Raw genomic sequence first — 20361 nt, 5'->3', positions numbered from 1 at the left:
CGCAGCCAGGTGTAGCGGTAGTCCCAGTTGCGCTCGCCGCCGATGTCCTCGGGCAGCGAGGTGGTGGGGGCGGCGACGATGCCGCCGGTGGGGGCGTAGGTGAGGCCCTTGAGGGTGATCAGCGAGCGGACCACGGCCTCGCGGTAGGGGCCCTGGTAGGTGCACTGGTCGGCCCAGTCGTGCCAGAACTGCTCGGTGCGGGCGAGTTCTTGGTCGGTGTCGATGACGGCGGGGGCGCCGCGGTGGGACTCGCGGTAGGTGAGCGTGATCGCGACGCGCTCGCCCGCCTGGACGGCGAAATCGGCCGCGAGTACGCCGTTTGAGGCGGCGTGTTCGCGACCGGTGAGCCAGACCGCGTCCGGTCCGGCGACGGCGACCGTGTCGCCTTCGGCTGTGCCCGGCAGGCGGGGTCGGGAGAGCGTGGGTACGGTGCGGCCGTAGCCGAACCGAGGGCGCAGGGTGGAGCGCATCCGCACGGTGCCGGACACGCCTTCGATGATGCGGATGACACGGGGCACCGGGTCCGCGCCCACGCGCCGCCCGGCGGTAGGCATGAAGTCGATGACCCGCACGGTCCCGCCGGGGGTGTCCCACTCCTGCTCCAGGATCAGCGATTCGCCCCGGTAGCGGCGCCGGTCGGCGGGCGTGGGCCCGGCCTCTGTGCCGGTGGTGGGGGCCAGATGCCATGAGCCGTGCTCCTGGGTGCCGAGCAGGGCGGCGAACACGGCCGGTGAGTCGAAGCGGGGCAGGCAGAGCCAGGCCAGGGTGCCGGTTCGGTCGATCAGGGCCGCGGTGGCGCAGTTGCCGACGAGGCCGTGGTCCTCGATGGGGCGGGTCATGGGGGTCCTTGCCGTGGGTGGGATGGCGGGAGGGTGAAGGCGCGCCGGTCCGTCGGGACCTGCGGTCGGTGTGCCGGCCGGGTGGCGGGCGGGGCCGGGCTGGTGTGTTCACGGGCCGCTGGGGTGCGCGAGTGGTGCGGTGCGTGGGGTGTCGGCGGCGAGCAGGACCTCGGCGAGGGCCTGGCGGAGTTGCGGTGACAGGTCGTCCGGCACGCTCACCCAGTTCAGGGCAGCGTCCGGCCTGAACGGGTTGCCGGCCTCACACCGGGCGGTGGCCAGCGCGCGGCGTAGCCGGGGGTCCAGAGCGGCCAGGGCCCGTAGGACGGTGGCGGGCGCGGTGAGGTGGGCGTGGGCGGGGCGGCGGCCTGAGGCGATCTCGATGGGGCCCGTCAGCAGTTGCAGGTCGCGCGCCGGGTCGGCGAGCGCGGCTTCCAGTGCCGCGAGCGTGGTCCACGGCGTCCGGCCGGGGGCCAGGAGCAGCAACGCGTCCACGGCGGCGCCGGGCAACGGCTGGGTGGAGGCGACGATGGCGTGTGCTCCCCGTGTGAGCCGGGACAGCAGCCGGTGGCGGTCGAGGGGCGTCAGGTTCACGGCCGTGCGCACGCTAGGCGCGGAGGCCGTGTCATGGAGGAGTGAGCGGGCACGGGAGGCGACGCGCGCGGCTGTGCGGTCGTCGGGACACAACACCACGATCCGGCGCATGCCGGGCCGGGCCGCGGTGGCGATGGCCAGGCGTACAGCGTCGTCCAGCAGCGCCGGGCCGTCCATCGGCCGTGGCGGCCGACGCATCGGGATGTGCAGGCGGTAGCCGCGGGCGGTGATCGGGCCGAGCGTTCGCTCGTGGCCGTGCCGTAGGCCTGGACGGACGCTGCGCAGCCGGCCGTGCTCGTCGACCAGGTCGGCGGCGGTTGCCTGCAGCACGTATCGCTCGGCGGCTACGAGGGCGCTGGACAGCAGGTCGCCACCGGTTGCCCGGGCTGCCTCGAGCGCCAGGGTGTCCTCGACGAGCAGCAGCTCCAACGGCGGCAGCCGAGTGCCGCCGTAGGTGGCGGCAAGGACCGCGGCGCCCGAGAGGGTGGTGATAGCCAGCAGCGGTCCGGGACTCCTGATGTGGTGTGCCAGCGTGACGGGGTCGTCGACGATCGGACAGCCAGCGGGGATGTGGCCCAGGGGGATGACTTCGCGCGCCCCGCGGACGCCGACCATCCGGGTCCCGAGCCGACAGCGGGTACGCCAGTGGGCCAGAGCGTGCGGCAGGTCGTCGCTCTGCAGCACGAGCACGGTACGCCCGTGCCCGCCGACGGCGTGCTCGGCGTGCCGGGCGAGCGCGGAGCGGGATCCGGTCACCAGAAGCCGCCCCGGATCGCCGTCGCCGGTTGCCAGCGTGGCCGCTCCACCCCGGCTGGAGGGTCCGACGCAGGGGGCGGACGGGATCGGGGGTGTGCCGGAACGGGTCATCGCAGTCCTTCGGACGGGTGGGGACCGACACCGTGGCCGGTGCGGGAGAACATCCACTGCCACGCGGATCGCAGCCACGCGATGGACGCCGACGCGGACCCAGCCCGCAGAGCGAGGGTGTCGAGCGTCTTGGTGTCCTCGGCGGCGGCCGCCCCGGCGCCGTACAGCGCGCCGTCCTGCGTGACGTGAATGTCCAGGGGACCGGAGGGCTGGGAGGTGGGGTCGTGCCCGAGGTCGAGTAACTGGTCGACCGTCAGTCCGCTGTGGCGGGCAGGGTCGTTCCAAGTGGTCCCGGCCGCAGTGCGCCTGGCAGTCGGACGCAGGTGGACGACGGCCGGCCCGGCCGGGAGGGGCGGGTTGGTGGATGCGGTCCGCCTCGCGCTCACGTCTCATCCCGGGCGAGGTCCCGTGCGACGGCGTCCACGAGCTGGCGGTCGCCGGCGCTCAGGTGCGGGCCGGTCTCCAGCCATGGGGCCGGTGAGCCTGTCGGATGGTCGGCTACGAGCTGCGCCAAGGTCGGGTCCAGCAGCGTCGCTGCCCGGACGATGCCCGCGAACCGGCTCGCCTGCTCAGCTCCACCGTTGCCGGGGAGGTCGGTGAGCGGCGCGAGGACGACGAGTGGGCGTGCCGGGGGCGGGCTGAACGGGTCAAGCGCCCACTCGATGGCCTCGGCTGTCTCTTCCACCTGGTGGGAGTCCAGGACGATCAGCGCGTCGGCGCCGGGCGCCGCCAGCGGGGCACAGGAGGTCAGTACGAGCACGCTTTCGTGACTGCGGGCGAACTGTCGCAGGATGTGCTCACGCTCCTCGGCCGGCATAGTCGGGGTGAGTTCCCGGGCCCACAGGGACGAAGGGCGCCTGCGTTCGGGCAGGGCGTCGACCGCGAGTGCGAGGGCTCGGGTGAGCTTGCGGCACTGGTGCGCGCGCTGGCACACGACGTGGATGCGTCGCAGTCCGTGAAGCCGGGACGCCTCCAGGATCAGGACCGCCAAGTCCGCCAGCGTGCCGCGCCGGGAGGAGGGCGGCGGAGCGGTCGCGAGCAGCCAGTGGGCACGCGCCTGCCCCTGGGCCGCGGCCTCGGCGACGGTGCGGCGCACGGCCAGTGACCCGGCGGCTGCGGGCAGGCGATCCGGGGACGTCGACGTCAGGGACAGCCGTGCGGTGGCGGGCAGGACACGGTCGTCGTGGACGTCCTGGCCCGGTGAGCGTGCGTGACCGATCCGGTGGGCGTCACCGACCGCCAGCACGTCCCAGCGGACCGGCGGCGCCTCCCGCTGATGCAGGGCGACGATCAGGGGCAGTGCCTCGGGCGTGGCGACCACCGTCGCCGCCTGGCGGGTGCCGGCCAAGTCGAGCAGGCCCCGCGCGGAACAGGTCACCGGCCACCGCCTGGCCACATCGCCCGCGAGCCTGAGCTGTGCGGGTGTCTGCAGTCCGACGACGGTACCGAACCGCGCTCGGGCGGCGGTCCACGCGTGCATCGCCAGGTCCCAGGCGGGACCGTACGCAGTGACGAAGAGCACGCGTGCCCCGGAGCCGGTGTGGGCGTGGGTGGCCGCCGCTGCCACGGCCGCCTGCTCGCCGCGGGGGATCTGCGCGCACACGCGCGGCGAGCGGGTCCACGCGGTCGTGATCGCCTCGACCGCGTGGCGCAGCGGTTCGGCCACGGCCGGTGGGGTCAGCGGCAGTTCGGGGCGCACGTCCCACGGCCGGACCAGGTGCATGCGGGCGGCGTGCGCCGTTGCCTCGTGGAGGGTCATGCGGTCCAGTCGTGCCAGGAGCCGCTCCAGGCGCCGGGTCACCGTCACGGGCGACAGGGCGAGTTCGGTGGCGGTCTCGGCGACGGTCAGCCGGGCGAGCAGGCGAAGCAGGGCTTGGTCGGCCCAGTCGAGCTCGCGGGGGTCTGCCCAGAGGGCGGGCAAGTTGTGGCTGCGGATCAGGCCGGCCGCGGTGTAGGAGGCGGTGAGGTTGGCTCGGGTGGACGCCCCAGTGCGGTGCATCAGGCCGTTATGAGCACGCTCGACGTGGTCCTGGGCCAGGTTCTGCGCGGCGGCGATGTCCTTACTGCTGCCTGGGCCGCACAGGAGCGCGGCCCAGGCGAGGGAGTCGTCGTCGGTGGCGAGGACAGCGGTGAGAGCTGCGGTGTCGCTGTCGGGCGCGGGGGTGTAGAGCTCGGGGTGGTTCATGAGCGGAGTCCTGGGGTCTGTCGGGTCTGGCTGGACGCGGTTTGCTGGAGCGGATGGTCATGCGGCGTCGGCGCGCCGGTGGTCGCGCGGCGCCGCGAGCGTGCGCCAGTGCGTTGGCCGTGGCCGGTCGGTGCCTGGCCTGAGGCGGTGCGGGCAACGAGGTGCCGGAGCACAGCACCGTGGTGGCGTATGTCGGGTTCGGGCCCGGGCCCGGCCTGCGGGCTCGTTCCCCGCGCTGACCGCGTCGTGGCCTGCCTGGTCCGGGGTGTTGGCGGCAGCAGGGGCGGTGGTGTGCTCACGCATCGGGTGCCTGCCCTGTGATCCGCTCCAGGTGCGCGTGGATGCCCGCGAGGGCCTTGGGGTTGCTGCCCGCCGCGCGCGTGGCCTCGCGCAGAAGGTCCGCCACCCGGGCCGGGCCGTCCCCTGAGGCCTCGGCGGCCTGCGCGCGCAGTTCAAGGACGCGGGCCAGCCACAGGCGCGCTCCGATGCCCGCGAACTCGTCCTGAGCGGAGACCAGTTCGGCGTCGGCCTCTGCCGTGCGGCCGAGCGCGCGCAGGGCCCGGGCCCGGACCACGAGAGCCCGGGCCGCGTCGAGAACGTCACCGGCCTCCAGTAGGTCGCGGCGCGCCCGCTGCAGTTCGGGCAGGGACTCCTCGCTGCGGCCGAGCAGGTGCGCGACCTCGCCGAGGCGGATGCGCACCAGAGCTGTCCCACGTGGGTAGCCGGTCTGCGTCCACAGCCGCAGCGCCGCGCGCAGGTACCGCTCGGCCTCGCCGAGGCGGCCCACCCCGACCAGCGTCGCGCCGATCTCCTGCTCGTGCTGGCCCTGTCCACGCAGGTCGCCCTCACGCACGGCCGAGTCCCGGGCCTGCCGGAACAGCGGCAGGGCCTCGGCCAGGCGGTGCTGGTCACGAAGGGCGATCCCGAGGGCGTTGCGGCTCTCGCGCCGACCGAGTTCGTCCCCGTCCCGGTCCACGGCCTCGACCGCGATCCGCTGCGCCCACAGCCAGAGTTCGGTGCTGCGGTGGCGATGGAACAGCGGCCACAGGGCGTGCGTGCACTGCCAGACCAGGTCGTCCCAGCCCGCGGCTGTGGCGGCCTGCAGCGCCGGCCGGACCTGTTCCTCCTGTCCGGAAAGCCACTGCCAGGCCGCGTCCGCACTCGAGAAGGCGGGCAGCTCGACGGCCGGGTGGCGGTAGGTGCGAGTGGTGTGCCGGTGGTGGGGCGCGAGGAGGCGTTCGGCGCGGGTGAGGGCGGCCAGCCACCACTCCAGTGCCCGGCGCCGCCGTTGCCCGGTGAGGGCGGCGCCGTCGTGCTCCAAGGCCAGTGCGGCCGCGACCGCCCGCCCCTGCCCGGCGGGCACCAGGGTCCACAACCCGTCTGCGCGGTCCGCGAGGCCCGCACGTTCCAGCTCGCCCAGGCGGCGCCCGGCATCCTCGGCACTGGAATCGAGCGCCGCGGCGAGGGCAGACGCCTCGACGGCGGTGAACGGCAGCAGCCCGGCCGTCCGATAGGCGCTCGCGATGTCGTCGGGAAGCAGGTCCTGGGCGTGCCGCAGGTGCACGGTGATCACGTCCGGGGAGGAGCCCGACGCCGGTGAGTGGGCGTTGGGGTCGTTGACGTCGGCAAGGCGCAGGGCCGGGTCCAGCCGCAGCCGGGCGCCGGTGAGGACCAGCAGGAGAGGCCGGTGCCCGCACATGGCGGCGACCCTGCGGGCCGCATGGTCCTCGTGGCCGCCGATCCCGCCCGCCGTCAGGCCGAGCAGCTCCACGGCGTCATCCGGTGCGAGCGGGGCGACATGGTGGTGCTCGGCGCCCTCCAGGGCCAGCTCCGGCAGGGGCCGGCGGCTGGTCACGACGACCGTCGAGCCGTCCGCGGGCAGCAGGGGGACGACCTGCTCGGCGTCGGCCGCGTTGTCCAGCAGCAGGGCAACCGGCCGCTGGGTGGTGGCCGTGCGCCACATCGCAGCCGCTTCCTCCACATCGGCCCAGGGCCCCTCGTGGCCGAGCGCGCGCAGCATTCGCGACAGGACCTCCAGCACCCGTGCTGCTCCGCCGATCTCCCCGGCGCGCAGGCGGGCCATCACCTGTCCGCCGGGCGGCACCGGCATGGCGTCGAGGGCTTTCGTGGCCAGGGCGGTCTTGCCCACTCCGGCGTCCCCGTGGAGCACGGTGATCCGGCGGCGGCCGTCCTGGAGCTTGCCGATCGTGGCGCGGTGGTTGACGAAGTTGGCTGCCGTGCGGGGAAGTTGGCGCGGGACGGGCGGTGGGGCGGCGCTGTCGGCCCCGGTGTGGACGCTCAGATGCCCGATGGTGGACGCCTGGACGAGTGTGCGGGCGTGACTGTTCGTCACTGTGTTGCGGGTCGTGCCGGGTCCCGCACTCATCGGGCGCCTTCCGTGGTGCGTGCGGCCAGGGCGTCGGCGGCAGTGGACGGCGCGGTGGACGCGTGCGGGTCCCGCGCCCGGGCAGAGGGCTGCCTGGTCCTGGGAGCGGCGACGGTCCGGTGGGTCATGGGTCTCGGTTCCTGTACGTCGACGGAGTGCGGGTGCGGCCGCGAGGAAGCGTGGGGTCGTACGGGCTGTACGGTGGCCGGGGCCGGGGCCGGGGGGCGGCCCCGTCACCACACCCCGGCACGCCGCCGCCTGAGGGTGCCGCCGGCGGCGGCCAGCAGGCGGGCGCTGGTGCCCGGGTCGAGGGAGCGCGACAGCGCGAACCGCAGGTCGTGGCGTGGCCCGGTGCGGTAGCGCACACCTGAGCCTTCGAGGGTCGCGACCACGACTCGTCCGCCGAAGGAGAGTTCAGCTCTCTCGCCGCTGAGGACGGCCCCACTGTTAGAGGGCACCACCAGGACGTTCAGCCGGGTGCGGGCGTGGAGCTCGGCAAGGAGGCCCATCTGTTCGGCATGGGCCCGAGCGCTGCCGGCGCCCGGATGCAGCGCGGCCTCGTCCAGCAGCAGAACGGTGTCGGGTCCATCCGCGCGCCGTACACGGATGTCGAATGCGGCGCCCCGCATGCGAGCGATCACCTGGTGCCAGTCCTCGGCGCCGGCCGGGCCAGCCCCCAGGCCCTCGCGGTACGCCACACACAACGCGCAGCCCGTGAGCCGCGCCGCCGGCTCGGTGGTCGGCGCGGCCGCCGCAGCCGCCGGTCCGTGGGGCCTCTCCATCAGCATGGCCGCCTGCGTGCGGACGGTGCGCAACGGCGCGGGCAGTGTGGTCGAGGCCGCAAGCAGCAGGCGGTCGGCGTCGGCCTCGAGGATCAGGTGGCGCCACTGCGCGCCGTGGCCATCGTCCAGGAAGGCCGCGCCCGGCTGGTCATGCTGAATGCCCGCGATCAGCCGATGGAAGTCGTCGGCCGCAGCCGGGCCCGCGTCCACGGCCCGCAGGTATGCCGCGACGAGTCCCGTGTCGCCGCCGCTTCCGGTCTCCAGGGCGGTGATCGCCGTAGTGTCCGGGCGTCCCAGCCCGGGGATGAGGCGGGCGAGGCCCTCGGGGGTCAGGTGCTGGCACTCCCGCAGATGGCGCAGATGAGAGCCGACGACGAAGGCGCCAAGGTGGGTGTCTTGGGGGGTGCTGGTCATCGGGGCGGTTGTCCTGTCGGTCGAGCGGTGCACAGGTGGTCCGGGCGGTCCGGACTGGTGCCTTGGGAGATCGCGGGCGTCGGGGCAGCGCCGGGGGTGTGCGGGGGCCGGCGCGCGCCGTGGTTGGAAGGAGTGGTGTCGTGCCTGCGGGCGCCGGCGGGGCGGGCGGCGCCCGCACCGGGGCCCGGGTCGAGGCCCGCCCCGCAGACGGTGGTGGGTGCGAGGTGAGTCGGCGGTGTGCGCAGTTTCCGTACGGCGCGGGGTACGCCGTTGCCGACAGCGGCGGCGACGACGAACAGCACGAGCAGGCCGGCCTGCCAGACCCGCGGGCTTTCCAGGTCCGGCAGCCTGTGGACCTGCGCCACGACCGCAGCCCCCGCGACTGCCACCGGAACCAGGACCAGGGTGCAGCCGCCGGCGATGAGCGCGGTGGCGTGTGACCGGCTCACCCCGGTCCGGCGGCGGCGTCGGCGTTCGTGAACCCGGACGGGACGGCCTCCGGGGCAGACGAGCGGACGCCATCGCGGGTCCTCGCCATGTCGGAGCGTCACGTACAGGGATGGGGAACGGTCGGCGGGCAGCTGGCCCGGCATCACGCCACCCCGGCCGGCGTGGGCAGGGCGTGCAGTGGGACCACTGCGCGTCCGGCGCCCGCCCGTACTCGTATGGGCAGCTCAAGCCGTGGGAGGAGTGCGGCCAGCGAGGACAGACCGGCAGGCCGCGGTCCCGGGCGATGAAGGGGACCTGCCGTGCCGGACCTCCACGTCGTGGTCGCCCGGGCCAGGACCAGGGTGAGCCCGACGGCGTTCAGCTGGCCGGCGCGGTGGGCAGCGTTCTTGATCACCGTGTGGTGGTCGGGTCCCGCCTGCGGTGGGACCGGGACCACGAGCTCGGTCGCGATCCCGGCGTCGACGGCCGCCCGCACACCGCGCAGGGCCTGGGCGTACGCGGCCGCGCCGGGGCGCGCCTGACGGTCGTGGTCGGCCTCCGTAGGGGCCTCCAGGTGCACCCGCAACGCATCGACGTACCAGGCCAGCTGCGGAGCCAGCCACTCCAGGCCAGGCCGGTCGGTGGAGAGCGTCACCAGCAGGCCGCGTGCGCGGATGCGCCCGGTCAGGGCGACCAGGTCCGCGTCGAGCTCCCGGTACCGGCACGTGAGGTCCACCGCGACGACACCCGCTGCGGCCGCCCGTTCCAGAACCGGGCCGGACAGGAGCTCGGGGACAGCGCGCACCGACAGAGCGGCCCGTTCCTCCGGCCACCGCGTCACCTGCTGTGAGTCCATCAGCGCCCGCCCGGTGGGCAGCGGCTGCCAGTTGCGGTGAGCGGCACCGGTGGCCGGATCGAACACGAGGACGGCGTCGTCGCACGGGACGATGGCGAACGGTCGGATCACGGTGCCCCCACAACAGGCCTGGCACCCCGCCCAACCGGAACGGAACGGTCGAGGGCCCGGTACGCGGCGATGGCGCCACCGGGCAGGTCCGGCGCGAGAACCGCCGCCGCACGCTCCGGTGGGGTGGGGGTGGCGTTCACGCCGCGCTCCTGGCGTACAAGGGCCCGGCGACCTGGCCGGACGCGGAGAGGGCGCCGCCGTCGTCGAACAAGACGGCACCGTTGCATAGGAGCGACCAGCCCTGCTCGGGGTGGGCGTGCACGGCCTCGGCAGCGGGAAAGTCCGCGACCTCCGCCCGGGGGCAGGGCGGCTTGTGCTGGCAGTGCGGAGCGGGCATGAGTTTCTCCTCTCGGTGGGTTCGAAGATGGTCAGCGACGGTCGCGTCGCGGCGGCGCGCGGTGCCGGGCAGGGCCGCCGTGCGCGAAGTGGCCGGCCAGTGCGGTCGTCACGGCGGACAGGTCTGTGGCTCCGGTGCCCGGCGGAACCAGCCAGTGGATGCCCTCGTGGGGCGAAGCCGTCAGCGGCGGAACGTCGACGCGGGTCTCGTTCGGCATCGGGCGCACCCCGGGTGCCCGCGGTACATGCTGGCGCAGGAACTCGCCGGGAGGCAGAAGGAAGTCGTGGTAGCCGAGTCGGGTGGCGATCACCGGACCGCAGGCCGGGCCGATCGCCTCCAGCACCGCCGCGGCTGGCTGGTCGTCGACCCGCAGCACCTCGAAGGCCCGGCCGCAGAGCAGGGCAACGACGTGGGCCGGCAGCCACACCGGCTGGACCGGAAACGAGGGGCCCGCACTCACCTTTGGCATGGGGCCCTACCGCTTCCGCGCGACGGCGCCGTAGGCACCCGCCGCCCGGGTCAGCCGGCGCTTGCCCGGGGCGCGCGCGGCGGACCACCGCTCGGCGGGGACGACACCGGGACCGAGCAGCTCCCAGCCGTCGAAGAGCGCGGTGAACTCCTCCCGGGAGCGCGGGTGGAACGGCAGCCCCGTCGAACCTCGGCCCGCCGCGTACCGGCAGTCCTGGACGTCATCCAGGCTCCGGTGACTGACCGCCAGCAGGCTCCCCGGTGCGGCCGCCTCCTTGTACGCGGCGACCACCGCGTGCGCGTCCTCGACCTCATGGAGGCTGTCGAACAGGGCCAGCACGAACGGCTCACCCTCGCAGACCTCCGTTGCGGCCAGCACCGTCTCTACGTCGGCGAGGTCGGCATGGAGGTGACGGACCGCGCAGGCCCCGTTGCCAGCCAGCCGCGCCCGGGCGTGCGACATCACGACCGGGTCCTGGTCGACGTAGAGCACCCTCGATCCGGGCGCGGCCAGCTCGCACACCTCTCCCACCAGCCAGCGCTGGACCGAGTGCGAGCGTGCGGCCTTCCACCAGTGCGGCAGCGGCAGCCCGCACCCGAGATCCAGGATCCGCATCGGGCCGCAGCCCGCGATGAACGACATCGCGGCCCGCCGGAACGCCTTGCGCTGCAGCGCGGACCGCACGGCCGTGGGGTCCAAAGCCATTAGCTGGCCCGCCGTTTCGCGGTCCGCGCCGAAGCCGTCGATCCCACCCAGCAGGCAGGACTCGACCCGGGAGGACTGCGCCCGGTGCAGTCCCAGCTCGATCCCGTCGAAGCCCTCCTCCAGCTCCGGTTGCCCGACGGCACACGTGGCCGTCACGCGGCGCACCTCATCGCAGTCAGCCGGGCACAGGACACGGTCACGGCGGTCTCCTTCACGTGGCAGGCCGGCGAGTGGCAACGCCGGCGGGCTTCTTCGGGTCGGGCGGGGTGATGCGATGTGTCAGGGGCGGCGGAGCAGGGTGGCAGGCGCCTGAGGGGGAACGAGGAGGCCGGCAGGCACCTGGAGGGTGGCGACGGTCTGCTCGGGTTCGCGCGCCAGCGCGACTCTCAGGCCCAGGTGGCGGGCAGCCAGAGCGACCAGGCGGATGCCTTGTCCGGGCCAGCTCTCCCCGGTCGGTACGCGGCCGCCGGCATCCAGCACCCGCCGCAGCAGGGAGAGGGTCCGGCCGGGCATTCCCGGTCCGTTGTCCGTGACGGTCACCCACGCGCCCGCGGACTGCGGATCGGCGCTCAGCCCCAGGACGACGCTGGCGTGGGCTCCGCCGTGGCGCAGCGCATTGTCGAGGAGCTCGGTGACGGCGGCCATGAGCGGTTCGATAGCCTGCGGCCGAACCGTGAGGTCGGGGGTGCCGTGGATCTTGATCCGTTGGTAGTCGGCGACCCGGCTCTGAGCGGCCCGGCCGATGTCGACGAGATGGGCCGCCTGCTTGCGGGGCGTGGGCCAGGCTCCGGTGGCCAGAGCGGACATCCGGACGGCCAAGCGCAGGGCCAGGGCGTTGGCGTGGTCGGCCTCGTAAAGGCTCGCCATCGACTCGTGGTCGGTGATGCGCTGCTGGGCTGCGCTGATGGCCATCGCCTGGCGGCCCAGCTCGGCGAGCAGTGACTGGGTTGCCGCCACTGTGTCCGCAGCAGCCTGTCGGTGGACACGGCGGGTGAACGCGTGCAGCAACTCACGGGCGTGGCGCACACTCGGGGAGACCTCGGTGGGTTCCGCCGCTGGCAGGCCCAGTTCGGCGGCCTGCAGCATGCGGGGCAACCAGGTTTCCACGAACTCGGCCTCGACACGCTCCCGCACTTCATGGCCGACCGTGACCACGGCACGGGCCGTGCCTGCGCGGTGGCGCCCGCCCCGCAGGAAGGCCGCCATCAGCGTCCGCCGTTCGGCAACGAGGACCCTGCCGGGCAACGGCGTCCGGGCGACGAGACGTTGCCGCCGGCCGTGCCAGGCTGCGCCCGCTGGGTGGTCCCGGTCCCCCGTGGGGCCAGGCCCGGGCCCCGCAGCCGTGTCCGTGCCGGAAGGCTTGTCATCGTCCGTCCTCGCAGTGTCGTGGCAGATGGAAGGACCGCCCGGGGCGCCGGCTCGCGGCCTCGGCCAGCCGGAGGACGGCCTCCCACCCGGTGTCGCGGTGGTTGACGAAACCCCCTCCAGCCTTGGCCGTTGAGGGCTATCGTCACGATCAGCAAACCGCCCGCCACCGCCTGTGGGTACCCCAGCGCCGCGGTGAGCACCGTTAAGTCCGTTAAGATCGTTTTCAAGGGCAGGGAGCGCGCCGTGGCGCCGCAGCGCAACACCCGGCTGGAGTCCGTCATCAAGGAACTGGGCTGGTCCCAGGACCGGACCGCCATGCGTCTTCGCCAGGTGGCGGCGCAGGCCGGAGCCGACGAGCTGGCAACCGTGACCCGCTCTCACATCGCGCAGTGGCTCAGGGGGTACCGACCCCGGGGCCGCGGCCCGGCTATGTTGTGCGAGGCGCTCTCGCGAGGCCTGGGCCGTGCGGTCACCCTTTCGGAGATCGGGCTCGCCCCGGACCACGAGGCCGACACCGCCTTGGACAAGTGGGACGTCGACACCGTGTCCGCACTCGTAGACCTCGGGGACCCCGACATGATCAGCCGACGCCAGTTGCTCGGGTACTCCGCACTCGGCGCAGCCCTGCCGCCCACCGGCTGGTGGCACGGCCGAGTCGAACAGGCCCACCGCAGAGCGGCCCTTTCGCCCCTCACCATCACCGAGGCCCACGTCGAGAGCCTGCGCGAGGCCATGTCGTTCTTCAGCGGCCGCGACCAGCGCCTGGGCGGCGGCGCCGGCCGCGCCGCGCTCCGCGCCTACCTGCGCACCGACGTCGCCACCTACCTGAGCAGCCGCCTCCCGAACAACCGGCTCCGCCAGGACCTGGCGACCGCAGCCAGCGAACTCGTCTACCTGGACGGCTGGATGAGCTTCGACTACGGATCCCACGCCGCCGCACAGAAGTCGTTCCGCATCGCACTTGCCCTGGCCGCCGAGGCCGACAACGCCCCGCTGGCCGGACACATCCTGCGCGCCGCAGCCCACCAGGCCGTTGACCTGGGCCACCCGGCCCAGGCCCTGCAGTTCGCCGACGCCGCCGTCGACGGACACCGCTACAACCAGGCCAGCTCCAGAGAGAAAGCCCTGGTGGGCGTCGTACACGCCCGCGCCCTCGCAGCCGCAGGCCACAGGAACGAAGCCCTGATCGCGCTGCGCCGCGCCGAAGACGACCTCGGCAGCGCGGGCACCCCCGGAGGCGGGGAGGAACCGGGGCGGGTGTCGTTCTTCTCCGAAGCCAGCCTCGCCCACGAAACCGCCTGCACCCTGCGCGATCTCGGAGACCTGGAAGGAGCCCAGGCCGAGTTCGAGCGGAGCGTGCGGACTCGGCCCCTGTCCTACGCCCGCACCCGCGCTGTGACGCTCGGCTACCTCGGCGACGTCCAGGCACGCCAAGGCCACATCGACGCGGCGTGCGCCACGTGGAGCCAGGCACTGGACGGCATGCAGGGCATCCAGTCCGGCCGGGTGCGGGACACCGTGCTCAGCATGCGAAGCTCTCTGTCCCCGCTGCGTGGCCGCGGCGGCAGCCGGGCGGCCGAACTCGACCAGCGCGCCCACGACTTCCTGCGCACCATAGGCTGACCCGCGCGCGGGAACTCGCGCCCGCCATGAGGTACCGCTGGCCGTCCGCCGGCGTGAACGAGGAGGAAGACAGCCATGAGCGAACCGGTTCTGGTCAGGCCCATCGGAGTCGTCGTCGGAGGCCACCTGACCGTGGCCGATGACTACCAAGGCGGGGTCGAGTCCATCATCCGGATCCACGAGCAGTACCCCCTCGAGACCTTGCAGGGCCTCGAGGAGTTCTCGCACCTCTTGGTGACCTGGCAGTTCAACCGGGCCTCGCCAGGTGACGTCCACCTGCACACGCGCAGTCCCCGCAACGATCCCCGCTGGGCACCCACCGGCACGTTTGCGCACAGGAACCACCGTCGGCCCAACCAGTTGGCGACCTCGTTCCCGCGCCTGCTGAGGGTGGACGGACGAGACCTGCACGTCACCGACCTGGACGCCGTCGATGGGACACCCGTCATCGACCTGGGGCCCTACTTTCCGCAGATGGGTCCCCGGGGCGAGATCAGGCAGCCCGACTGGCCGGCGGAATTGCTCACCCACTACTGGGCCGACGCCGCAGACCGCGCGCCCGAGTAGCCCGTCGGAGTGCTGCGCGGCGACGGCGCTCCTCAGGATCTCTCCCCAGAGGCGACAGCAACGGGATGCAGCGCGCGCCGGAGAGCTGATCGGGTTCCTACGACCACGCAGTGGCCTGGGCCACCTGCTAAAGGATCCGAACATCAAAGAGCTCCTCAGGAGAACGTCGCGGCGAATGTGGGTACAGCTGGTCAAGCTGCGGTGCCCTGATCACCGATGGCCATCGCCGCCCGCGGGTGATCGATCAACGCGAAGGCGTCCTTGCCACCTCTGGGACTGGAGGCAAAGCTGAACTGGGTCGCGATTCCACGGACCAGTTCCAACCCGCGGCTACCGGCGGCGTAGGGATTGGCCGAACCCGGTTCGGGGATGGTCGGGATGTGCGGGTGGTCGTCATGCACGACGACCACCACCGCCCCGAATGCCACCTGCAACAGCAGCTCGACCGAGGTCGCCGGCGTCTGGCCTTTGCGCGTTTGGTCCAGCGCGTTGGCCAGCAGCTCGCCAACAACCACCGCGGCATCGCCCACGACCAGTTCGGGCACCCGCCAGAGCCGCAGACAGCTGACCGCAACGGCCCGAGCGTGATGGATCACGAAGCCGGTCAGTTCCAGGTCCATCGACAGCTGGCCTGCCCCCAGCCGGACCTGACCACGCAGGAGTCCGGTGGGTGCGGCGTCCTCAAGGCCCATAGCGAATCCAGTCGTTGGCCGGTTTCCCCCTCGCAGGGACCGGTGGCGGTGTGTACTGGCGTCCGTACTGATCGAAACTCATTCAAGAGGGCGCGCACGGCTTCCGGGAGGGGCTGATGCGGATACCTCAAGAATCCGCATCAGGAGGGATCTGGCCATGCCGCAGCCTGAGAAGCCGCTCGACCCGAGCGCCTCGCCCGCCGCCTGGTTCGGCGCCGAGGTACGCCACCGACGCAAGGCCGCCGGCTACGTGAGTGCTGCGAGATTCGCCGCAGATCTGCAGGTCAGCGTGGATCTGCTGCTCAAACTCGAGAAAGGCGTATACCGGTGCCCGGCAGACCTTCCACCGCGGTTGGACGACCTGCTCGAGACCGGCGGGCTCTTCCGACGTTCATGGCCTATGGCCTTCGATGCGGATAAATCCGGGGCTGATGCGGATACTTCCCGTCAGCGTGGCGCCCAACGACCAGGACTGATGCTCGAGGGATCCATCCTGGGGGGAAGCACACCACTGTCTGGGAGTGACCCCATGCACCGTCGCGCCATTCTCGCCATCGGCGGTCTCGCCGCCCTCGCCCCTCTGGACCTGCTCGGCATCCTCACCCCCTCAGCGGAGCTCCCCGTCCCAGAACGCATCAGCACCCGGGAGATCAACCTTCTGGTCGAGTACGCCACTACTCTGCAGCGCTGGGATACCTCCTTCGGAGGCGGCGGCTTTGTGGGCCTGCAGGCCCACAGCGCCATGCGATGGGCCGTTGCACTGCTGTCCGTCAGCTGCCCGGACAAACTGCGGACCGACTTCCTCGCCGCCGTTGCCAGGCTCGGGTTGGTCGCCGGCGCCTGCCAGTTCGACAGCCTCCAGCACGAGAAGGCCACGACCGCGTTCAAGATCGCGGTGGAATGCGCGGAGGAGGTCCGGCAGTGGGACTTGCGCGCCAAGGGCTATTCCTTCCTTGCCCGACAGGCGGTCTGGACCGGAGACGCCGATGACGCTCTGACCTATGCCGAGAAAGGCTTGGTCCGATCCGACCGGTTGACCGCCACAGAGCAAGCGATGCTGCACACCGCAAGGGCCCGTGCCTGGGGGAAGCTCGGCAGCGTCCAGGAAACCCTGGCCGCCGTAGGGGCGGCGGACGACGCCTTCTCTCGTCGCCAGCCCCAGAATGATCCCGCGTGGATGCGGTACTACGACGAGGCCCAGCACAACGGCGACACGGCGTACGCGTTGTACGACCTTTCGGTCGGGACCCGCGGCCACAATCCGGCCCTGGCACTCCAGCGCTTCGCCGACGCAGTCCGCGGCCACGGCGACCACTACCCCCGCTCGCGGGCGATGTCATCGATCAAGCTGGCCTCGCTCGTGCTCGCGACTGGGGATCCCGCCGAAGGAATCGCTCTTGGGCTCAGCGCGGCCGCCTACAGCGACAGCCTCACCTCCAAGCGCGCAAGCACTGAACTGGTGGAACTCGGCAGGGTCGCCGGGTCGGCAGGAGGCACCGCGGGGTCGGCGGAGCTGCGGCACAAGATCCGGGCTACGGTCAGGGGGTGACGGATCAAGCACCCACAGGCGGCTCACTGACTCTCCTGCGCAAGGCCTGCTCAGCCGCAGGCCTCGAGTCGACTGGCGCCACGCCATACCGTCTCGCCGAGAATGAGACATGGCGACTGCCCACGAACATCATCGCCCGCATCGGTCCTCCCGGACAGGGCACAGTCGCTGCCCGGGAGGTCCGGCTCGCACGCTGGCTCGCGGCACACAGGATCCGCACGGTGGTCCCGATCGAGGTGGAGCAGCCGGTCGTTGTCGATGGGCGTCCGGTCACCTTCTGGAAGGAGGTGCCACAGCACGAGCCTGGCAGCGCGCTCGACGCGGCAAACGTCCTTCGGGCCCTCCACTGTCTCCCGCGCCCTGTGAACCTCGACCTCGGGCGCCTGGATCCGTTCGTCCGCCTGAGGGACCGGATCGACGCTGCTGTCTCCCTTCCGATCGAGGATCGCCGATGGCTTCGTGACTACCAAGACGACCTCTCCCGGCAATGGGCCGCAGGCCTCCACACCGCACACGCTGAATGCATCGTGCACGGCGACGCCTGGTCGGGGAACATCGTCACGACACCAGCCGGCCCCCTCGTAATGGACCTGGAGCGGGCCTCCATCGGCCCGCTCGAATGGGACCTGGTGTCAATAGCCGTGCGCAATCGAACTACCGGCACGATCTCATTCGCAGAGTACGAACTGTTCTGCGAGGCCTACGGCTACGACGTCACCACATGGAGCGGGTACGGCCTGCTAGCTGCCATCCGCGAGCTGCGCATCGTGTCCTATGCGGCCCAGCATTCCGCCAGGAATCCGGCATGGCAGGCCGAAGCCGTCCACCGGGTCAACTGCCTTCGCGGCCGGTCCGGTCCACGTCCCTGGACCTGGAAGGGCATCCTGTAGCGCGCAGTCAACCCTCAGCGGCGGGTCGCCCGACAGACTTCACATTCACCGCGACGACCTGTCAGTCTGGTTGAAGCGTTTCATGGTCGCAGCGCGACGGCTCCGTAGCAGGACGCCTGGGTGTCACTGACGTTGGCGAGGTCAGCATCGGTGTCCGGTCGCCAGCGGGGGGTGGAGACGATGCCGGGGTCCAGCAGGTCCCAGCCGGCGAAGAACCGGGCGAACTCCGCGCGGGTACGGGCCTGGACGTTGGTGCCGGCCTGCCGGTAGACGCGGGCGCCTCGTTCCGCGTCCGCGGGCGCGTAGTCGGGGGTGAAGTGCGACATGACCAGCGCGCTGCCAGGCGCGGTGATGCGTGCCTTGAACGCTTCTACGATCTCGTACGCGTCGTCGCCGTCCGGCACGAAGTGGAGGAGGGCGTTCATGCTGAGTGCGACCGGCTGGTCCAGGTCGAGCACGTCCTGGCTCTCCAGGGCGTTCAGCACGTACTCGGGGTCTCGTACGTCGGCCTGGATGTAGGCCGTGCGGCCCTCAGGAGCGCTGCGCAGCAGTGCTTGGGCGTGGGTGAGGACGATCGGGTCGTTGTCGGCGTAGACCACGCGGCACGTCGGGTCTGCCTCTTGGGCGACCTCGTGGAGGTTGGGGGATGTCGGGATGCCGGTACCCACGTCGAGGAACTGTCGGATACCGCGGCGGGCCAGGGTCCTGGTCGTGCGGTGCATGAAGGCGCGGTTGGCGCGGGCGGCGATGCGGGCGTTGGGGAACACCGCGAGGGTCTGCGCCGCAGCGACGCGGTCCGGCTCGAAGTTGGTCGTTCCCCCGAGGAAGAAGTCGTACATCCGGGCGGAGTGGGGACGGTGGATGTCGAGGGTCACCTCGACGCCTTGTCGGTGCACGTTGTCGCTCGTGTCCTCTGCCATGAACCCCCCCAGTCGCGTCTGTCGGCGGCGCCGCGGGCGGATCGTTCCTGGCCTCGCGTGATGGCGAGGCCTGGCGGGCCCTGGCGCGGCCTTCCCCCACTATGCCCACAGCTGTCCGCGGGCAATCAAGGCCGGAAATCGACAGAGTCCCAGCCAGGAGGCGAAGTACCTACCTCAGAACCTTTCCAAAGTGATCACAAGCGTTCTTTTTGGCGGTTAATCATGTGATGAACTAACGGACCTTGTGGCCTGCAATGTCATTATTTGATCGCCTTAACGCTAGGCGCTCAGATGCGCTTCGATGTGCGCATGGGGAGCAACCGTTCTCCGAGGAAGCCGGCCTGCGGGACCCAGGGTGGGGGGGTCTCGACCACGGTCGGACCGGGCGGTCGGCGCAGCCGGCCACTGGGGAGGAACAACGCTGTGACCGAGCACGAGACGGCGCCCGCAGGCCGTGCGGAGAGTACCCTTCGCCTGTCGTATGACGCCTTCTGCCAGACCCACTCGCCCGCGTGGGTCGGCCTGGCACGCGCCCGGCTCCACGACGACGTCCGTGTCCTGCACACGGTCGAGCGGATGAAGGAGCAGCTGTGGCGTCAGTGGCCGCTGGCCCTGCGCCACCGCGTGCCTGCCGCGTTCGCCTGGACGCTGATCAAGAGCGCGGTCGAGGACGCCGTCGCCGAGGTCATCACGCAGACCGGAAGGCCGCCCGGCAGCCCGCTGGCCGACCGGGCCGAGGCCATCCGCCACTTCGCCGCGCAGGCCCGCGTCTCGCTGGAGGAGCTCAGTGAGCACGAGGACCTCTACCAGGCGATTCTGCGCCTGGCCGAGCGCCAGTACGACATCGTGGTGCTGCGCTACCTCCTCGGACTGAGAGACTCGCTGATTGCCGAGCACCTGGACATCTCCGAGAGCAACGTGAGGACCACCGCCCACCAGGCGGTGCGCAAGCTGCGCCGACTGCTGGGCGCGAAGGACGGGGAGAGTACGGAGTGACGATGGGACGCGACCACCTGGAACCCGCCGAGCAGCGGCCTGACCCGGCCGACCTGCCGCCTCCGGACCAGGTGGCCGCGTCACGTGAGGCGGCCAACGCGTGGCGGCGGCTGTTCGCCGCACCGCCACCACTGGGCGCCGAGCATGTGCAGGCGACCCACGAACTGGACCTGGCGGTCACCCTGATCCTCGCGCAGCCCGAGGCCGCGCCGTCACTGGAACTGCTGACGGATAGCCGGCGCATCCACCCCGAGGGCGCCCTGGTCCTGGGTGCGCTGCTCCAGGTCACCGGTCACCGGGACGCCGCCCAGTTCTGGTGGGAGTTCGCGGCCGGCGGCGGCAGCTACACCGCGGCCAGCTGCCTCAACCTCATGCACCGCAGCCGGGGCGAGATCCGCGACGCCGACTGGTGGCGCGACCAGGCGGAGACCATGGCCGACCACCCACGCCCCTCGGTCACGCCCACCGTTACGGGACGCAGCCTCCTTCCAGCTCACGTGCGCGACGACATCGTCACCCGGTCCGCGGAAGGCCTTGATGTCCGCCTCCCAGCGCGGATCGCCGCTGTCATCCACCAGCTCCCGGTCGCAGGTGAGGACGAGGACTACGGGGAGATCCCTCAGCCGCCGGGGCCGCAACTGCTGTGGAGCCTGGCTGCCGCCGGCGCGGCGTACCCCGCACCGCCCACGACCCGGCCGGCACCGTCCGTCCTCTGGTACGCAGGACAGCACCAGCCATCGCAGGATCCCGCATGAACTGCTCCCGAGGCGGTAGCCAACTCGGGT

General features: G+C 72.2%; 20 protein-coding genes. 6 read left to right on the top strand and 14 right to left on the bottom strand.

Going from position 1 to position 20361, the window contains the following annotated elements; translation table 11 throughout:
* The 12 genes from ABTY61_RS37670 to ABTY61_RS37615 all read right to left on the bottom strand — a co-directional run.
* Positions 1 to 839 (bottom strand): glycoside hydrolase family 15 protein (locus ABTY61_RS37670; RefSeq protein WP_350509708.1); only part of this gene is annotated, 839 nt, incomplete at its 3' end.
* 108 nt (positions 840 to 947) lie between these two features.
* Entirely contained in the window at positions 948 to 2186 is a 1239-nt protein-coding gene (locus ABTY61_RS37665) for a hypothetical protein (RefSeq protein ID WP_350509707.1), read from the bottom strand.
* 107 nt (positions 2187 to 2293) lie between these two features.
* Positions 2294 to 2683 carry a hypothetical protein gene (locus ABTY61_RS37660; RefSeq protein ID WP_350509706.1) on the bottom strand — a complete coding sequence of 130 codons (390 nt, stop codon included), beginning with the start codon at positions 2681 to 2683 and terminating at the stop codon, positions 2294 to 2296.
* Positions 2680 to 4482 carry a hypothetical protein gene (locus ABTY61_RS37655; protein ID WP_350509705.1) on the bottom strand — a complete coding sequence of 601 codons (1803 nt, stop codon included), beginning with the start codon at positions 4480 to 4482 and terminating at the stop codon, positions 2680 to 2682. Before ABTY61_RS37655 ends, ABTY61_RS37660 begins: the two co-directional genes overlap by 4 nt.
* A gap of 295 nt (positions 4483 to 4777) precedes the next feature.
* Positions 4778 to 6835: an NB-ARC domain-containing protein gene (locus tag ABTY61_RS37650; protein WP_350509704.1), complete on the bottom strand. Its 2058-nt coding sequence runs from the start codon at positions 6833 to 6835 to the stop codon at positions 4778 to 4780.
* A gap of 266 nt (positions 6836 to 7101) precedes the next feature.
* Positions 7102 to 8064, bottom strand: coding sequence for a Scr1 family TA system antitoxin-like transcriptional regulator (locus tag ABTY61_RS37645; protein WP_350509703.1), 963 nt, complete (start codon positions 8062 to 8064; stop codon positions 7102 to 7104).
* The gene (locus ABTY61_RS37640; protein ID WP_350509702.1) at positions 8061 to 8513 is read right to left on the bottom strand and encodes a hypothetical protein; all 453 of its coding nucleotides are present in this window, start codon (positions 8511 to 8513) and stop codon (positions 8061 to 8063) included. Before ABTY61_RS37640 ends, ABTY61_RS37645 begins: the two co-directional genes overlap by 4 nt.
* A gap of 143 nt (positions 8514 to 8656) precedes the next feature.
* Positions 8657 to 9460, bottom strand: a complete 804-nt coding sequence (locus ABTY61_RS37635) for a hypothetical protein (RefSeq protein ID WP_350509701.1) — start codon at positions 9458 to 9460, stop codon at positions 8657 to 8659.
* Between the two features lie 136 nt (positions 9461 to 9596).
* Positions 9597 to 9797, bottom strand: coding sequence for a DUF5999 family protein (locus tag ABTY61_RS37630; protein ID WP_350509700.1), 201 nt, complete (start codon positions 9795 to 9797; stop codon positions 9597 to 9599).
* Between the two features lie 31 nt (positions 9798 to 9828).
* Entirely contained in the window at positions 9829 to 10266 is a 438-nt protein-coding gene (locus tag ABTY61_RS37625; RefSeq protein WP_350509699.1) for a hypothetical protein, read from the bottom strand.
* A 6-nt stretch (positions 10267 to 10272) separates the two neighbouring features.
* Positions 10273 to 11127: an SAM-dependent methyltransferase gene (locus ABTY61_RS37620; RefSeq protein ID WP_350509698.1), complete on the bottom strand. Its 855-nt coding sequence runs from the start codon at positions 11125 to 11127 to the stop codon at positions 10273 to 10275.
* Positions 11128 to 11250: 123 nt separating this feature from the next.
* Positions 11251 to 12177 (bottom strand): ATP-binding protein, encoded by a 927-nt coding sequence (locus ABTY61_RS37615; RefSeq protein WP_350509697.1) that lies wholly within the window; start codon positions 12175 to 12177, stop codon positions 11251 to 11253.
* Between the two features lie 405 nt (positions 12178 to 12582).
* Here ABTY61_RS37615 and ABTY61_RS37610 point away from each other — a divergent pair, with 405 nt between their 5' ends.
* Together ABTY61_RS37610 and ABTY61_RS37605 are read left to right on the top strand one after the other, a co-directional pair.
* Entirely contained in the window at positions 12583 to 13962 is a 1380-nt protein-coding gene (locus ABTY61_RS37610; RefSeq protein ID WP_350509696.1) for an NsdA family TPR-like regulatory protein, read from the top strand.
* A 75-nt stretch (positions 13963 to 14037) separates the two neighbouring features.
* Positions 14038 to 14529 (top strand): SAM-dependent methyltransferase, encoded by a 492-nt coding sequence (locus tag ABTY61_RS37605; protein WP_350509695.1) that lies wholly within the window; start codon positions 14038 to 14040, stop codon positions 14527 to 14529.
* Between the two features lie 191 nt (positions 14530 to 14720).
* Here the strand turns inward: ABTY61_RS37605 and ABTY61_RS37600 are convergent, their stop codons facing one another.
* Positions 14721 to 15221: an ATP-binding protein gene (locus ABTY61_RS37600; RefSeq protein ID WP_350509694.1), complete on the bottom strand. Its 501-nt coding sequence runs from the start codon at positions 15219 to 15221 to the stop codon at positions 14721 to 14723.
* Between the two features lie 157 nt (positions 15222 to 15378).
* Here ABTY61_RS37600 and ABTY61_RS37595 point away from each other — a divergent pair, with 157 nt between their 5' ends.
* Entirely contained in the window at positions 15379 to 16770 is a 1392-nt protein-coding gene (locus ABTY61_RS37595; protein ID WP_350509693.1) for an NsdA family TPR-like regulatory protein, read from the top strand.
* The gene (locus tag ABTY61_RS37590) at positions 16767 to 17660 is read left to right on the top strand and encodes an aminoglycoside phosphotransferase family protein (protein ID WP_350509692.1); all 894 of its coding nucleotides are present in this window, start codon (positions 16767 to 16769) and stop codon (positions 17658 to 17660) included. Before ABTY61_RS37595 ends, ABTY61_RS37590 begins: the two co-directional genes overlap by 4 nt.
* Before the next feature lie 80 nt (positions 17661 to 17740).
* Here the strand turns inward: ABTY61_RS37590 and ABTY61_RS37585 are convergent, their stop codons facing one another.
* On the bottom strand, positions 17741 to 18580 hold the full coding sequence (locus ABTY61_RS37585) for an SAM-dependent methyltransferase (RefSeq protein WP_350509691.1): 840 nt from the start codon (positions 18578 to 18580) through the stop codon (positions 17741 to 17743).
* Positions 18581 to 19003: 423 nt separating this feature from the next.
* Here ABTY61_RS37585 and ABTY61_RS37580 point away from each other — a divergent pair, with 423 nt between their 5' ends.
* Complete coding sequence (locus ABTY61_RS37580) at positions 19004 to 19576, top strand: RNA polymerase sigma factor (RefSeq protein WP_350509690.1); 573 nt, start codon at positions 19004 to 19006, stop codon at positions 19574 to 19576.
* 2 nt (positions 19577 to 19578) lie between these two features.
* Entirely contained in the window at positions 19579 to 20331 is a 753-nt protein-coding gene (locus tag ABTY61_RS37575) for a hypothetical protein (RefSeq protein ID WP_350509689.1), read from the top strand.
* Positions 20332 to 20361: the final 30 nt, after the last annotated feature.

This window comes from Kitasatospora sp. NPDC096128 (assembly GCF_040303105.1).
GTDB lineage: Bacteria > Actinomycetota > Actinomycetes > Streptomycetales > Streptomycetaceae > Kitasatospora.
The sequence above is the reverse complement of the archived record's forward strand: the minus strand, read 5'-3'. Positions and strand labels throughout refer to the sequence as shown.